A 13,961-nucleotide genomic window follows, 5' to 3' on the forward strand; every position below is an offset into this window, starting at 1 on the left:
CCACGATACTGTCTAGGATCATAAGAATCCTTTCAAATAGAAGAATAAATTCTAGTTTGTTAAGGCTTTGTTGCACAAAGATTTAAAAGTTAAGACTTCTCATATCTACTCAAATTTAAATGACAACTCGGGTATGTGGTCTGCCTAAGTCCGTAAATTTATTTAATACTGCCATACGTGCATGAATCTCATTGACTTGGCTTTGAAAATTTCTCGCACTGAGTTTATCCCCCAATAATTTGATGCAATGCATCTTGGTTTCAACCAAACTTCGCCGATGATAGCCTGGCCATTTCTTCCAAATAGTTCTTCCTAAACGTTTAACTGTTCAAAGCAACTCATTGCGTTCTAGCGAGCCCATCTTTTTATCTTTCCATGGCTTCGCATTTTTTCTTGGTGGAATCACTGCATGTGCTTGCCGATCCGCAATGACCTGTCGGCACTGTTTGGTATCATAAGCTCCATCGGTATAGACGGAGTCAACTCTCTCATCTTGTGGAATCTGATCGAGTAAATCACCAAGTACCTGTGAATCACTCACATTGTTGGTCGTGAGCTGAACAGCGCGTATTTGTAAGGTTTTAGCATCTATACCAATATGTAATTTACGCCATTGGCGACGATATTCAGGCTGATATTTTTTACGCTTCCATTCACCCTCATTTGTGGACGCAATAAAGCAATTTGACCTTCTGCCTCAACTTGATCGTCACCTAGAGTAAAAACTCCTTTAACGGTATTTTCTTGATTGAAATTACGATCAATAAAATCTTTATTATAGACTAGAGTTTTTATTGGTTCTTCACCAAGCCATTGAAGTAAACAATGTGTGTAGCCTAATGGTTGATCTATAATTCTACAATTGTAGTTTTTCCTGACCCATTTGCCCCAAATATAAAATTTATCTGCTTTAAACCATCTAATTGTGTTGGTACACTATAAGTAGCAACATTATTTATATAGACTCCAGTAAGCATAGCTTTCCCTATTTTTAATTTGCACGATTTAAAATTTATTTTTTTAGATTATATAGTTACATACAAATATCATCTACTAATTTTAGAAATATAATAGCCCCATAATAAATAACGGTCGTTTTCTTACATTCGGAACAATATTCTAAAGTGATTTAATTTTTGCCATCCAGTATAAGGTCTTAGATATGAGTCGATTAACTTTTATAAACGGTGCGATTGTTTCTGCGTCTGATGTTCGCAAATCTTGGAGCAAAATTGTTCAATGTGTCAAAGAAAGTCATAAACCTGTTTTTGTTTATACGAAGAATACGCCCGAAGCTGTTGTTCTGAGTTTTGAAGAATTTCAAAACATGCAGGAAATTGTTGAAGCCGTCCGGCGTGAACAGCTAGGACAACAAATGGTTTATGATCTTTTGGATATTAATCAGCTCACTGGTCAACCGATCAAACACATGCTTTTGAACCCCAAAGGTGTATTTGAAGAAGTAAATGGACAAGAAAAATAGCTTTTGAGGATATTAGCGGATTCGAGATTAGAGACAAGCTGATTTAAAAGTCATCTTATATTTATATTCGTTGCACAATGAGCTTTTATTTTCGTGAAATAATAGGAAGTGAAAACATTTTCGTAAGTTAAGTAGCCCTGGTGACATAGAGTTGACTAAGTTTATTGAAAATTACAAAGAACGCTTGGATGTCTATAGAACTATATTAAATAATGCACTGGGTAAAGTAATAGACTCACCCCCGGCGCAAACTTAGGAGAATCTCACACATTACCAATGAGTAAAGGACTATTTGAGTTGCGCTTAAAATCTCAAGAAGGTATTGCTCGTGTTATGTATTGCACACTAGTCGGTAAACGCATTGTAATGCTCCATAGTTTTGTTAAGAAAACCCAAAAAACACCTAAGCAAGATCTAAACCTAGCACTTGACCGCATGAAAGAGGTGAAAAATGCGAACACATGAAGAAATGAAAGCACTTGCATTATCTCGTTCAGCAGTGCGTACCGAATACGAACGAATTGAACGTGAAGAAATGCCCTTGCTCGATATGGTACTTACTGCACGTCGAGAGGCAGGTCTATCCCAAGCGCAAATCGCGGAACGCGTGGGAACAAATGTACCTCTGCCGTTTCACGGCTAGAAAAAGCATTGATCACAGGCAAACCATCACCATCTATTGCCACATTGCAAAAATATGCTGCGGCAATTGGTAAACATGTTGAAGTGCGTTTTGTCTAAATAAAAAAGCACCCTAGGGTGCTTTTTACCAATTCACTAATCAATCAACTTTACACATTTAGCAACAACATCCTGTGCCTATAGACCCTTATCTTTGAAATTACTGTTATACGCACGATCAATATCTCTTAAGCCTTCTTGAATTTCTGCTTTTGATGCATTTTTGTCTGTTAATATTTCATTCCTTAAGCTTTCCTTGGAAACCCCTTTAAGCCTTGCATCCATTATAAGAGACTGATTATATGCATCCTTTACACACTCATTGCGCTCTTTTAAAGATAATTTATTTGGAGTGCAGTGTGCTTCCCAAATTATTGCAAATTGAATAACCACCGTAGCTATTCTTAGAATTTACCTCTCCGCAATATCCTTTTATATTTTGGAATTGGGCTGAATCAGGATCTTTTAAGGTGCTTAAGATAGCTTCTTTTGACTCTTTTTCCACCTTTGAGCAACCATTAATCCCTACCAAACCAAGAACTAAGCTTAAAAAAATAATCTTTTTCTACTATGCGAATCGCTTCCTCTTCATCTGCTTGGTCAATAAAATCAGTTGGAGGAAATGGTCTGATCTGATCCATTAAATATTTGCCTCTTTAAATTTTTTAGCCATTCACTAGCGTATTCAGTCCGTAACTGCAAAGGTCCAGACTCATCAATGCGACATCTTGAAGCTGTCTCTATGCGAACTACGGTGTAGCCCATCTCTTCAGCCACATCGTAACGATCAAGACTACAAGCTTTATTTTTAAGTTTGCCCTTACGACCGCCAGACCATGGACCACCCGCAATTTCAACTAGTATTCGATACTCAATTAAATGAAAGTCAAACCGCCAGTGCTTAGTAGACTTAAACTGAAATTTCTTTTCATATTTAATTTCCAGATTATCTAAAGTTTCAGTAAATTCTTCTTCTGCCTCTAGATATTTTTGTGTAGGCTTTGGCAGTGGCCGGCTTTTAAGTTTAGTTTTAGGTTCTTTTTTCCGAGTAAGCCAAAAGTATTCTGTAGAATCCATTATTCTTACCCATAAAAAAACCGCCCTAAGGCGGTGGCTAAAAATAGAGACAACTAACTATTATTTCTTAAAAGTTGCCTTATAAAGCTTTGAATTAAAGTAATCCGTAATTTCTTTACCTTCGGTTTGAATTTTTTCCTCATTTAAAGGTAAAAAATCTAATTCATATTTCAAGCTCATATACTCTGGAATAAATTTCTTTATAGGCGGAGGTGGTTTAGGTCCACCTTCTGTAATTTTTTCGATAAATCCAGCTAACCATAAAATATACTCACCTTCTGAATTATGAGGAGGAATCAAACTCACATCTATTTTTACTTTACATTCATCTAATTGTTTACTAAACAATTCAACAAAATCAATAAAATTATATTTTAATTTAAATTCTGTTCCCTCAATTTCTCTGCGTATACATGTCATAAGTAAGTTCATATTTTCAATACAGTCATGTGAAAACAATTCCTCATCTTTAATTTTGTTATAAATATTTTCCGCAAACATGAGATACTGTGGCATTTCGGCAGCTCCTCATTTTTATAAAGTATTTTTCTTAAGGTAGTCCTATTATAACAATGTTGCAACAAGAAATTTTCCATTTTTAGTTTAAGGAAATTTTAAAAATTATAAAAACGATTATATTCAATAAATTAGTACGAATAAAAGCTAGGGAAGTTTGATTTTTCTATTGAGCTTTAAAATGGATTATTGTGTTTAAATTATCAATTTAAAAAGCTTGCCTAGTAGGCAAGCTCCCCCTTTTTTGATATTTGCGCTGATCAATAAGGTTTAGTGTTACTTAAAGCAACACACTGATAATACTGAAATATTTAAAAATAAAAAAGCCCACTTCCTATTTTTATTCAGAAATGGGCTTAGCGAAAAAAAACGCTTAGACCTGAAATAGGAAATATCTATTCGGAAATATCTCCAACTTCATATTGGCATAATATTTAAGCACTAGCAATAGGGACTGAATTAAAAATATCAAATATTCATATTTAAATAGATAAAGATTTCTTTTTTTGAATGGTTTTATTTTTAGCCTACATAATTTTTTTACTTATCAAGACTTATAAAGAATATGTGCCCATCAATAGGTAATACTTAATAAGGTCTTATGTGTAGTAACCATTAGGCTCTAGAGAGTAAGAAATCACACTGACTAAAAATAAAAAATAATTAATTTTCAATATCAATGATCATATACTGCAAAGTTAAGTATATTCCAACTTCTCCATTGTTGAGTGCCTCATATAAGTCTTCATCAACAAAATCTCCAGATTCATCATCTAGCCATTTATGAATTTGAATAATTTGTATATTCCCTTTTTTGTCTATTCTTGCTATTGGGTCTATTACGGACCGAACTATCACCTTCTTCTTCGTCTCAACATCAAGCAATGTGATAATTGTCATTTTAAAATCCTTATAAATATCCTGTATAACAACTACGCTCAATCAATAAAGATTTTTATATTTAAATTACTTAAATAGCAATCTTTTCAATCTAAAAAATAAATAAAAAACACTTTAATAGTATGTGCCTATTAGAAAAGGTACCTTAAATATTCTACTAGCAATAAAAAACCGCTTTAAGGGCGGTTCATATTATTCATCAATCTGATCATGCAGTTTTTTGATAAACTCTAATAAGCTTTTCTTTACTTGCATCATTAATTGCAACTAAACCCGTACTTGCTGCATTATTTAAAACCGCTACTGTTATATCGCTTTTCGCTTTGATTTTCGCACTTTCAACCACCGCATCATATTCAATATTATTCATTACCATTTGTTAGTTTCTCATTTTATAAAGTGAGAGACATTAATAATATGAAATCAGCAACTATTCAAGCACCTACTTAAGATCATCAGGCGTTTCCAAATAACACCCGTTTTTATTACAGAAAGCATGAATGTCGTTTAAGTATTCGGTTAATTGAACTGTACTTGCGTCTGTAGTGCTCATTAGCTCACATAGGCCACTTGCTACATCTTGGTAGAGAGGATGATTAGAATCTTTCAACTCTCTTACAGCCTTGAATGTTTTCTTGTATTGGCCAACGTCATCGCAATCATAGATTTTTGCTAAGAAGTTTTTCTTAAAGAACAGATGCTCGTAATCTTTATCTTTACCTTGACTTTTAGCCCATTGATTAAGCCAATCCAGTACAAACGGTTTTGAGCCTTCGAACGATCTTTCTCTTGTGGTGCCATCAATACAACTAACGGCTTCCCTTCATTCGCTGCCTTAGCATGATTCACATTAAGAAAGTTAGTTACTGGTGAAATGTCGCAACAAAAAACCACCCGTGGGTGGCTTGATTTTTTTTGATAAATTAATCAACAGCTCAAAAATGGGTAACTGTCAGATCGAGTTTGGACTACAACACTTTAGCTCATCGATTTACCAAAGCGCTAATCTTCACACTATTGTTTAAAATCCAGTAATCAAACTGTGATGCTAAAACTTTTAAATTCCCCTTTTTAAACTGCTTAGGCTATTTTAACCAAAGTTCATCTTCTTGCATGATTTTTAACATTAAATTAAATATAACCAGTAGAGTAACATTTTTTTTATTATGGCCAACAACTCTTTGAAAACTAAATTTAACTGTTCTCTCAAGCACTTCCAGATTGACTGGATAATTCTGTTTGTCTAAATTTAGGTGATCTCCAATAATTGGCTCTATACCAGCAATAAAATTAGCAATTTGTTGCTCATCATCTTTCTTTATGCATTGAAAATGTAGAAAGTTTTTACGTAATTTTCCAAATAATAATAATACCTTAAGTGCATTGACCACGTTCAACTCTTTAGGTATATCTTTCCCCTTATCATGTTGGTTATGCAAATCAAAGAGAGGAATTATTTCATCAGAACGTTTCAGTTTCTTAGCTTTGTTGTAAAGCTCATCAAACCAACCCCCATCTAAATTTTTATTACTAACATATTTCGTTTTTAAATTAAAATTTTTGGGGTCCATCCATTTAGTGCTCATAAATTGACATCGCTGCATCCATTCTTGTGCTTGAATATCTTCGCTTGAACGGCCATCTCTTAAACTTATCAAACGTTGAAAAGGCGTCAGAGTACTCTTCTCGATACTAAACTTCTTTTCTTGTCGACCAGCAATCATAACTGGCTGTGTTTGCTGATAAGAGTTAAACCATTTCTGCTGCTGAGTATAACGATTTAAGTTTATGTACTCTGTACTTGAATTCACTGGACCAAAACACTGTTCTAGGACTTTTTTTGAAATGATACACGGCGAATTGTAAATTCGATCGACTGCTAATAAATCCAAAACATGAAGATAATTTGAAGCCGTTTGTTCAATACTGCTATGCCCCATCCAAGAGGCAAGCACCTGCCATTTATGTTGAATAATCTCTTCATGAGCACGTGCTTTAACACCAAACAATAAATCACGCATCTTTTTTGCTTTTACCCAAGGACAATCTGTATATGTTTTAATCATTTCTTTTGAGCCCAGCAAAGTTATTGCTAGATAGTTAGCAGCACTGTGGCGCAACGTATGAAAACTAAAGCCATGATGCATACCTAATATTTGGTTAAACAACTCTACTGTAATTTTGCTGATACATTGATCCGTTAATACACGATGATTAACACTAAAAAGTAGATCATCCTGCTGATTAAACAAATATTGTTCATAACGATGTTGTATGTAATGTTGTACTACTAAAAACTCATGTTCTGACAAGGCAATTTTCAATGGTATTTGACGATTTGCACTTTGCGTTTTCAGACGGCGATATGAATTGTTCTGAATATGAAGCGTGATATTATTAAAAGCTGTATTTTCTTTTTCTTTATAAAGTAACTCTGGGCAAATAATATCTTGTATTTTAAGACAACGAACTTCATTTAATCGGAGTCCAGTTCTATAACTCAGTAAATACATCAGCTTTAAACAACTCAGATGATCGACCCACTCTGATGCCGTTGGCTCTTGACTTAAATGTTCTAGTTTTTCCAATAGCTTGCCAAATAACAAAGGGCTTACTAGGCGTGCATTGCAAATTTGTAAATGCTTAAAACTTGAATTCTGTAACACCAATACCTCTGGTGCATTAAAATTATCTATACAAAATTGATGAAAATCTTTTAGGCGACCAAAACGGTATTCTGCTGTTTGGTGCATCTTACGAGAGGTTTTTCCTTTAACAGCTTCACGTTGAGTTGCTTGTGCATCTCGTTCACTGCTATATTTCAACAACTGTCGATATAAATCTTCATAATCATCAATGGATTGTTGTTTTAAATCCAATTTATTAAGCCAAATTTCAAATATAAATTCTTTAGCAAATGATCCTAAGTAGCTTTCAATAGTTGATAATTGAAGCCCTCTTTTTTTTAAATGCACTAACCAGTGAATTAAGCGTAATTGGGCTTCAATTAAAGACTTTTCTTCCGTATTTGCATCACGCATCTTCTCCTCTAACACCCTTCTGATTTCTTGCCAAAAACGTAGCGTGCGTTCTTCTTTATTCCTCTTTTTATCTAAGCGCTCAACTTTTTGACCTTTACGTTTCTTTTGATCAAACAACATCAACTCATACGGAATCGTTTGTAATTTGCTTTGAGCCGTCGGAACTTCAGGATGTAACTGCTCTTGTTCAAAATGAATAGGGCTATTCTCTAGTTCCATGACTTGATTACGTTCATTACTCCATAGCAATCTAAATTCGGATGGCCGTAAGGCGACAGTATTAATCTCTTGCTGAAGTACATTACTTAAAAATATATCTAGGCTAAGGTTTGGATTAAATTCAAGTACCATTTGCACATCATTAAATGCACGAAATCCACGGCGTTTAATTTGATATTGCAGATCGCCCAAACTTTTGTTTCGTCCCATGCGACTCAAGCTTTCCAGAATACAATCTTCAATTGATTGTTGCAGACGATATTCTTTATGAGTAGCTTTCAACTTTTTTAAATATTGCAAGATGAACTGAGCATATGAGTTAAAAAAAACATGCTTCCATTGGTACAACTTTCTCTGTTCTACATCGTTGCCATATTGAGAGTTTTCAACACGATAATGTAGTAACAATGGATTAGTGATTTTTTTGTAGTCCGAATGGTATAACCGAAAACAATTCAGATCTGTACCAAGCTCAACGGCCTCCTGCAATTGCTGCTGAATAGCAACCAGATGCTGTTCATCTGCACAGCCTGAAATATATATAAAACTTAAGCATAAATCCCCCCACAAATATTTAGGGTCATCCCAATATCCAAGTGAATCTTTCCAATATGCTTTCAAAGCATTGAGTACCTGGGCATGTAACTGCCCTTGTTTTAACCGTGACTCCGTACTCTCAATTTTTCTAGGCAGTACGATCCGTTTAGTATGTGGATTTAGCCTAATTCTGTATGATTTTTTATCTACATTCTGGTTGAATTGCCTTCTTCTTTTATTAAATTCATCTTCAGTAAATTGCATCAGTTTAGATTGTTCATCTCGGCTCAATTTTTGACTCAAACAATCAACACTATCTTTAATGTCATGCCATTTTTCGGCGATCTGCTGATCAAGTTTTTGCTGCATGTCTTGCGTCAATACTTCAGGTAAAGAAGGCTGTCTTTCTTGCGACTTTTTCACCAATTTCTGAATATCAACAAATAGACCGTCTAGTTGTGGTTTTATTAGTTCTTTGATTTTTTGCATACAACTATTTTCGCTCTAAGTGTTTAATCGATAAAGATTTGACATTATCTTGCAATTGCTGGCGGACTTGCTGTACATAGACATTCGGAATAAGTGAAGAATACGGATGAAAAGCCTCTCGGTCACGTTGGTCATGACCATAAAGAGCCTGAATTAAATGGAATGCTAAAGCAGTTTTTTTTTCTTCTTTTTCTTCTGCATACATCAAAAAATTCATATCAAAATGACGTAACCAATTCGAATACATATTCTTTGGAAAGATTCCTTCCATATATAAATTTACCCAGTTTCGAGATAAAGGGATTAACTTAACTTTCCTGCTCTGCCACTCTTTGACAGTTATCGGCAAGATATCTTTACTATCAATGACCTTTCCGAATAAGTCATTGAGCGCAATTTTTTTCTTTGCAAATACTTGTTTTAAAAGTGGGCTATACAGTTCAATTATTTGTTTTAAAAATACAGTGTAATTTTGCAGTGCTTTTAAGAAGAAATCGGATAGCGGGATAAATCGTCCATCCTTTCTTACCTTGCTATTCTTTTTATCGTTTACATATAGAATTTTAAGCTCAAAACAATAATCTTCCAAATTCCCCAACAGATTTTTATTAGGCCGTCTGGCCATGCTTAGCAAGCTAACATGCCACATCCAACACGCGTATGCATTCAATTGATTAATGATATGTTGATCTTTTTGAATATTTTCTTGGCAATGTCTATGTAAAAAAGCAAATTGCTCTTTCACAAAACTGGGTTCAAGTGCCAGTTGACTCCCTACCCTCCCTTTAGATGCAGATTGCACTTTGAATTGTTGTTGTAATATTTTGAGTTCAGCCGTGTCTTCTGTAAGTTCCTTAGAATGTGGTGTAAGTGCTGATTCCAAAAAAGCTAAATAGCTGCTATCAAGCTGAGCTTTGGGAAGTCCTCCGTAATAAATACCTGGCACATCATGCTTGATATCCCGCCTCGCAATCACATGAGTAAGATATTCATTATAGGTTTCATAATATATATGAAAATATAATTGGGCCTGAAGTTTTTCAACGGTGATAGTACCCACATACTGATTAGCAAACCACTTCTTAAGTTCGGAATTAATATCTCCTGAAGAGATCTTTGGATTCGATGCTTGTTCTATGTAGTCAAACCATGCCGCAGGTAGATGTAGTTGGTGAGTCATCTCTTCATTCCAACGCACAGGCTTTAAACTCTTAATTTTCTGCTCGGTAACTTTCAAATTTAAATTAAGTAAATATTCCCGTCGTTTTCTTGAACCATTCTGGATCAAAACACCATCTTGTATGAGCTCGTTAAAATCCATCAGTGCTATGGGAGATAATCCAGTCAAAAGTGACAATAAACATGCGGCAGCGATTGCAGCCTTATCCCAGTCCGCATTTAACTCAGTTCTCAACACATAAACAATTTGCTTCAGTACATCTGGTGCTAAATAATAAGGATTTGTAATAAATGGCACATGACGGCGTTGGCGATGCCGCGTGTAATATGCAGTATAATCACTAATTAAATGATTAAAATTTTTAGTTTTTTCATCTTCTGAGTATAATTCTACTTCAATGTCCAATAACTCAATTTCACCATCTTCATCTTTGTGAAGAGAGGCATCATAAAAACTGATCTTTGCGTTATGTCCGATATCTTCATACTTACCAGATTTTATTTCACGAAATTTTTTGAGTTCAATTTTAGTTGGCCATTGCAAAACTTTGCTTTTTTTTGACTTACGCTGACGATGAACAACACGACGATCATCAAGTCTTTTAAAAATTATTAATAGAGCCGATAAATACTCTATGACTTGTACTTTTTTGAAATTTTTAATATTAAAAAGTTGATTACGATCCTCTTTTTTCAAATTACGTTCGTACGTGACATAACAATTTAGCAGCTTACTACATTCATGAAATAATTCAGCATTATTAGAATCCAGCACATATCGTGAGACATAGCGTAGGAGGTCACAAACATGTTTTTGCTTATTCTCAGCTTTAGCAATTTTTGCAAATTCTTGATACTGCCGATATGTTAAAAAACTCGCTTGTAGAATCAAATAACGTTGCGATGACAGCTCTTGTGTATTACTAGTATCTGGACATGCAAAATAACTTAAAGAAGCTAGAAAATAATATTTACCTAATTGTCTAGAGCTAGATATATAGCCATATATCTGTTGCGCTTCCTTATATAGAGCGTGGGCTTTTTCACGTAAATCATCTGATAGATCGACAAATTGTGTATTCACAACATCATCATGTAATAGACAATAATCTTGTTTAAATTTTTCTGCTAAATCTAAGAATTGCTCTTCTGTTTCAATCTTTGGCATATTCGCTTTCGCTTAATTTTTTATCAAATTGCATTGGTTAAATTCATTACGATCTGAACAATTTGGTAAAAGTTGATCTTTTATTGAACTCTTTGTCAGCTTAAAAAATCTAGCAAAAAATTTAGCATCCAGCTCTTTCTGAGCTTTTCTCTCAAAGCACAAGTGTTGCTGTGATTTTTCGATAAAATCATCAAGATTATGTATCAACTGTAAGATTGCAACATAATTAGAATGTACACGTAAGCATGGCTCCGTTTGCATTAATAGCAATATTTTTTGCCAAATTTTCACATAGATTATTTTGAACTTTGCTTGTACTACTACTTTCTGGCTCTGTTTAATCTTTTTGATTTTCAGTAGTTCTGAGTTAATTTTTACTATCTTAAATTGAACATTTTGTCGCTCAAAGCAAAAGGGCATGATAAATTGCCCCATAAATATCTCTATATTTTTTACTAAATAGTCAAATTTTAACATTTTTATCGATATAAAAAATGAGCATATCTTTGTATATTAAAATTCATTTAATTTATCAACTAAATTTTCTCAAAATTACAATTATCAACAAATACATATGGTTTACTTATCATGGGTGGTCTAAATTTTAAAAATTCTTCCACTTTTTTTTAGTTTTCTGTTATTACATGAAACAATACCGTTGTATTACATTTTGAAATGCTGTGTATGCAGCATTGATCAAAAAGATTCTCTGCTATACTTACTTCACGTGTAGCATCAATGGAGTTTCGAAATGCTCAGAACCACTGAACAGAAAAAAAAATATATTCAAGCGACACGTGCGCAAAACTATCAAGCCAGCCTAAAGCTTGAAGGCATTACAACGACAGCTCAAACAACTCAACAAAGTAAAGCTGAAATCTTGCAAAAATATAAGAAGTATTCGCAACCCGAAACTTAGTCAGGTGCATGTATGGATAAATATGGGGAAATGGGTGACAGCCTGTATTGTTACCCTGGCACAAATATCCTAAAGAACAAACTCAATATTCATGATGAACAAATTTTAGAACAAGCTGAACTAGCACTGTCTGGATTGGCAAGTAACTTAATTGAATATGCTGAACCACCTTACGACTTACAATACTTAAAATCAATTCATGCGCAGCTCTTTGGCGACTTATACGACTGGGCAGGAAAGTTAAGACAAATCGATATTTCCAAAGGTGACACCCGTTTTTGTAATTTTTCCCGTATTGAAATTGAAACCAATAAACTACTCAAACCGCTTCAAGAAAAAAAATACTTTCAAGGCTTAGCACCACAACAACTGATTCCTCAACTTGCCGACTTGTATTGTGAGCTTAATGTCATACACCCATTCCGTGAAGGTAATGGACGTACACAACGGATTTTCTTTGAGCATCTGATTGCTCATTGTGGTTATGGTATTGATTGGTCTCGCATTGACTCTCAACAACAATGGATTCAAGCCAATATTGAAGGTTTTTATGGTAATTTAAATCCATTAATTAAGATTTTTGAAATATCCTTTATTCAAAATACCTAAAATTTAAGTAGTCAGAGCCCACAATCCTTAATGAGCCATCATCTTTGCTTCAATCCACTGATTAATTTCCCAAATAAACCAACAAACACGATTCTTAAAAATCTTAATACTCTTCGGGTAATTTAGGATCGTAATATGCAGATTACTTATCCAGAATTGAATAGATCGTTAACTTAGATAGACCTTTAAGCAATGTAACTTGCCGCATTTTTATCAACATATGTCTCAAAAAAGTTCGCCTATACATAAATTTATGGTGTTTAGTGATTAATCAATGTCTGATGACCTGAATGGATGTTACAGATTACATGCAAGTGAATTGATCTATGGCTATTTTATGGCTTTTGTGTAATCCAATCCATTTGATCCGAATGTTCTCTTTTGCAATAAAGCAGCCTCTTCTGCTTTTCTTGAACCAACGAACAATGCCATTGATTTGATTCAATTGGCAACGGTGATGCTGAATCACATCTCCAAAGAAGGGATTAAATGCAAGAAATGTGGTAAGTAAAAATAGGGGATGGAAGTTATTATCCGTCTAATTGGAACCAGCCCATGAGTGGAGATCAGTTGAGTAAGTATCATTTTAAGTGAATAAGAGAAGGATGGCTCACCTCACTTCTCCAAATAACAACGCTATACTTTTCAACCCAGGTTAGATATTGGCAACTACATTTCATTCTTCATCATGCTGGTCTTATAGCATGTAGACAATCACTACATCATTTGCATTCAATGCTCAATACAGCCTGTCAGCAGAACCGCAGCGATATTTTTTCCTGCATACATGTAGTGTTTAAATCCATTCATTTTTCAATGATCCCCTACCGTTTATCACATTTATGGTCAATCTTTAACCTTGTGAAAAATGCACATACCGATATCTTCAAACTGTCAAATTTATGGATACATGACATTTAAAGAAATTATCCGATCAATTTTTTAGATAAAACTCATCAAGAAAAAAGTTATTATTATTCATAACTTCACTAACAACCACATAAAAACAATAATTTAATAAATTATTCTTCCAATTTTTTTAGATTTAGTGTTATTACCCTAAATCCATGCTTAGCTCATTCTATTACATAAATGATTTAGAAGTATCCACGATATAAATTGCTTGCCCCCACACCTCTGCCC

The 13,961-nt window shown here is 34.2% G+C and carries 14 protein-coding genes and 4 pseudogenes; 6 read left to right on the forward strand and 12 right to left on the reverse strand.

All coding sequences use genetic code 11. The annotated features are described in order from the left end of the window. Positions 1–115 precede the first annotated feature (115 nt). The 3 genes and pseudogenes from AC056_RS16245 to AC056_RS19940 form a co-directional block, all read right to left on the reverse strand. Positions 116–661, reverse strand: a pseudogene (locus tag AC056_RS16245) (IS5-like element ISAba13 family transposase); the annotation flags it as partial. Continuing rightward, positions 589–894, reverse strand: coding sequence for an AAA family ATPase (locus tag AC056_RS19435; protein WP_308738294.1), 306 nt, complete (start codon positions 892–894; stop codon positions 589–591). The gene AC056_RS19435 and the pseudogene AC056_RS16245, both read right to left, overlap by 73 nt. Continuing rightward, the gene (locus AC056_RS19940) at positions 849–977 is read right to left on the reverse strand and encodes an AAA family ATPase (RefSeq protein ID WP_002123981.1); all 129 of its coding nucleotides are present in this window, start codon (positions 975–977) and stop codon (positions 849–851) included. Before AC056_RS19940 ends, AC056_RS19435 begins: the two co-directional genes overlap by 46 nt. A gap of 185 nt (positions 978–1,162) precedes the next feature. Here AC056_RS19940 and AC056_RS16255 point away from each other — a divergent pair, with 185 nt between their 5' ends. The 3 genes and pseudogenes from AC056_RS16255 to AC056_RS16265 all read left to right on the forward strand — a co-directional run bounded on the left by AC056_RS16255 (position 1,163) and on the right by AC056_RS16265 (position 2,126). Continuing rightward, entirely contained in the window at positions 1,163–1,483 is a 321-nt protein-coding gene (locus AC056_RS16255; RefSeq protein WP_002123990.1) for a type II toxin-antitoxin system Phd/YefM family antitoxin, read from the forward strand. 255 nt (positions 1,484–1,738) lie between these two features. After that, a pseudogene (locus tag AC056_RS16260) lies at positions 1,739–1,948 on the forward strand (type II toxin-antitoxin system RelE/ParE family toxin); the annotation flags it as partial. Beyond that, positions 1,935–2,126: a hypothetical protein gene (locus AC056_RS16265; protein WP_002123976.1), complete on the forward strand. Its 192-nt coding sequence runs from the start codon at positions 1,935–1,937 to the stop codon at positions 2,124–2,126. The pseudogene AC056_RS16260 and the gene AC056_RS16265, both read left to right, overlap by 14 nt. A gap of 176 nt (positions 2,127–2,302) precedes the next feature. Here the strand turns inward: AC056_RS16265 and AC056_RS16270 are convergent, their stop codons facing one another. The 9 genes and pseudogenes from AC056_RS16270 to AC056_RS16315 form a co-directional block, all read right to left on the reverse strand. Beyond that, positions 2,303–2,557, reverse strand: a complete 255-nt coding sequence (locus AC056_RS16270; RefSeq protein ID WP_000236586.1) for a hypothetical protein — start codon at positions 2,555–2,557, stop codon at positions 2,303–2,305. A 216-nt stretch (positions 2,558–2,773) separates the two neighbouring features. Beyond that, positions 2,774–3,241, reverse strand: a complete 468-nt coding sequence (locus tag AC056_RS16280) for a hypothetical protein (protein ID WP_002123983.1) — start codon at positions 3,239–3,241, stop codon at positions 2,774–2,776. A 60-nt stretch (positions 3,242–3,301) separates the two neighbouring features. After that, the gene (locus AC056_RS16285) at positions 3,302–3,757 is read right to left on the reverse strand and encodes a hypothetical protein (RefSeq protein ID WP_001136773.1); all 456 of its coding nucleotides are present in this window, start codon (positions 3,755–3,757) and stop codon (positions 3,302–3,304) included. A gap of 663 nt (positions 3,758–4,420) precedes the next feature. After that, a complete protein-coding gene (locus tag AC056_RS16290; RefSeq protein ID WP_000152657.1) occupies positions 4,421–4,657 on the reverse strand; it encodes a hypothetical protein in 237 nt (78 codons plus the stop codon). A 208-nt stretch (positions 4,658–4,865) separates the two neighbouring features. Then, entirely contained in the window at positions 4,866–5,027 is a 162-nt protein-coding gene (locus AC056_RS19605) for a hypothetical protein (protein ID WP_162137887.1), read from the reverse strand. Between the two features lie 72 nt (positions 5,028–5,099). Further along, positions 5,100–5,551, reverse strand: a pseudogene (locus AC056_RS16300) (hypothetical protein). Between the two features lie 191 nt (positions 5,552–5,742). Beyond that, positions 5,743–8,943, reverse strand: a complete 3,201-nt coding sequence (locus AC056_RS16305; RefSeq protein WP_002125867.1) for a site-specific integrase — start codon at positions 8,941–8,943, stop codon at positions 5,743–5,745. A 4-nt stretch (positions 8,944–8,947) separates the two neighbouring features. Further along, positions 8,948–11,290: a hypothetical protein gene (locus AC056_RS16310; RefSeq protein ID WP_002125863.1), complete on the reverse strand. Its 2,343-nt coding sequence runs from the start codon at positions 11,288–11,290 to the stop codon at positions 8,948–8,950. 12 nt (positions 11,291–11,302) lie between these two features. Next, positions 11,303–11,767: a hypothetical protein gene (locus AC056_RS16315; protein WP_000911011.1), complete on the reverse strand. Its 465-nt coding sequence runs from the start codon at positions 11,765–11,767 to the stop codon at positions 11,303–11,305. A gap of 274 nt (positions 11,768–12,041) precedes the next feature. Here AC056_RS16315 and AC056_RS16320 point away from each other — a divergent pair, with 274 nt between their 5' ends. The 3 genes and pseudogenes from AC056_RS16320 (at position 12,042) to AC056_RS20050 (ending at position 13,412) form a co-directional block, all read left to right on the forward strand. Continuing rightward, the gene (locus AC056_RS16320; protein WP_002125865.1) at positions 12,042–12,209 is read left to right on the forward strand and encodes a YhfG family protein; all 168 of its coding nucleotides are present in this window, start codon (positions 12,042–12,044) and stop codon (positions 12,207–12,209) included. 12 nt (positions 12,210–12,221) lie between these two features. Next, entirely contained in the window at positions 12,222–12,818 is a 597-nt protein-coding gene (locus AC056_RS16325) for a putative adenosine monophosphate-protein transferase Fic (RefSeq protein ID WP_002125876.1), read from the forward strand. A 337-nt stretch (positions 12,819–13,155) separates the two neighbouring features. Further along, a pseudogene (locus AC056_RS20050) lies at positions 13,156–13,412 on the forward strand (hypothetical protein). The last annotated feature ends 549 nt before the right edge of the window (positions 13,413–13,961 follow it).

This window comes from Acinetobacter genomosp. 33YU (assembly GCF_001990725.1).
Classification (GTDB): Bacteria; Pseudomonadota; Gammaproteobacteria; order Pseudomonadales; family Moraxellaceae; genus Acinetobacter; species Acinetobacter seifertii.

Coding starts and splice junctions, on each gene's coding strand:
- AC056_RS19940 (WP_002123981.1), bottom strand. CDS start 977: ATGCTTACTGGAGTCTATATAAATAATGTTGCTACTTATAGTGTACCA.
- AC056_RS16255 (WP_002123990.1), top strand. CDS start 1,163: ATGAGTCGATTAACTTTTATAAACGGTGCGATTGTTTCTGCGTCTGAT.
- AC056_RS16265 (WP_002123976.1), top strand. CDS start 1,935: ATGCGAACACATGAAGAAATGAAAGCACTTGCATTATCTCGTTCAGCA.
- AC056_RS16280 (WP_002123983.1), bottom strand. CDS start 3,241: ATGGATTCTACAGAATACTTTTGGCTTACTCGGAAAAAAGAACCTAAA.
- AC056_RS16285 (WP_001136773.1), bottom strand. CDS start 3,757: ATGCCACAGTATCTCATGTTTGCGGAAAATATTTATAACAAAATTAAA.
- AC056_RS16290 (WP_000152657.1), bottom strand. CDS start 4,657: ATGACAATTATCACATTGCTTGATGTTGAGACGAAGAAGAAGGTGATA.
- AC056_RS19605 (WP_162137887.1), bottom strand. CDS start 5,027: ATGAATAATATTGAATATGATGCGGTGGTTGAAAGTGCGAAAATCAAA.
- AC056_RS16305 (WP_002125867.1), bottom strand. CDS start 8,943: ATGCAAAAAATCAAAGAACTAATAAAACCACAACTAGACGGTCTATTT.
- AC056_RS16310 (WP_002125863.1), bottom strand. CDS start 11,290: ATGCCAAAGATTGAAACAGAAGAGCAATTCTTAGATTTAGCAGAAAAA.
- AC056_RS16315 (WP_000911011.1), bottom strand. CDS start 11,767: ATGTTAAAATTTGACTATTTAGTAAAAAATATAGAGATATTTATGGGG.
- AC056_RS16320 (WP_002125865.1), top strand. CDS start 12,042: ATGCTCAGAACCACTGAACAGAAAAAAAAATATATTCAAGCGACACGT.
- AC056_RS16325 (WP_002125876.1), top strand. CDS start 12,222: ATGGATAAATATGGGGAAATGGGTGACAGCCTGTATTGTTACCCTGGC.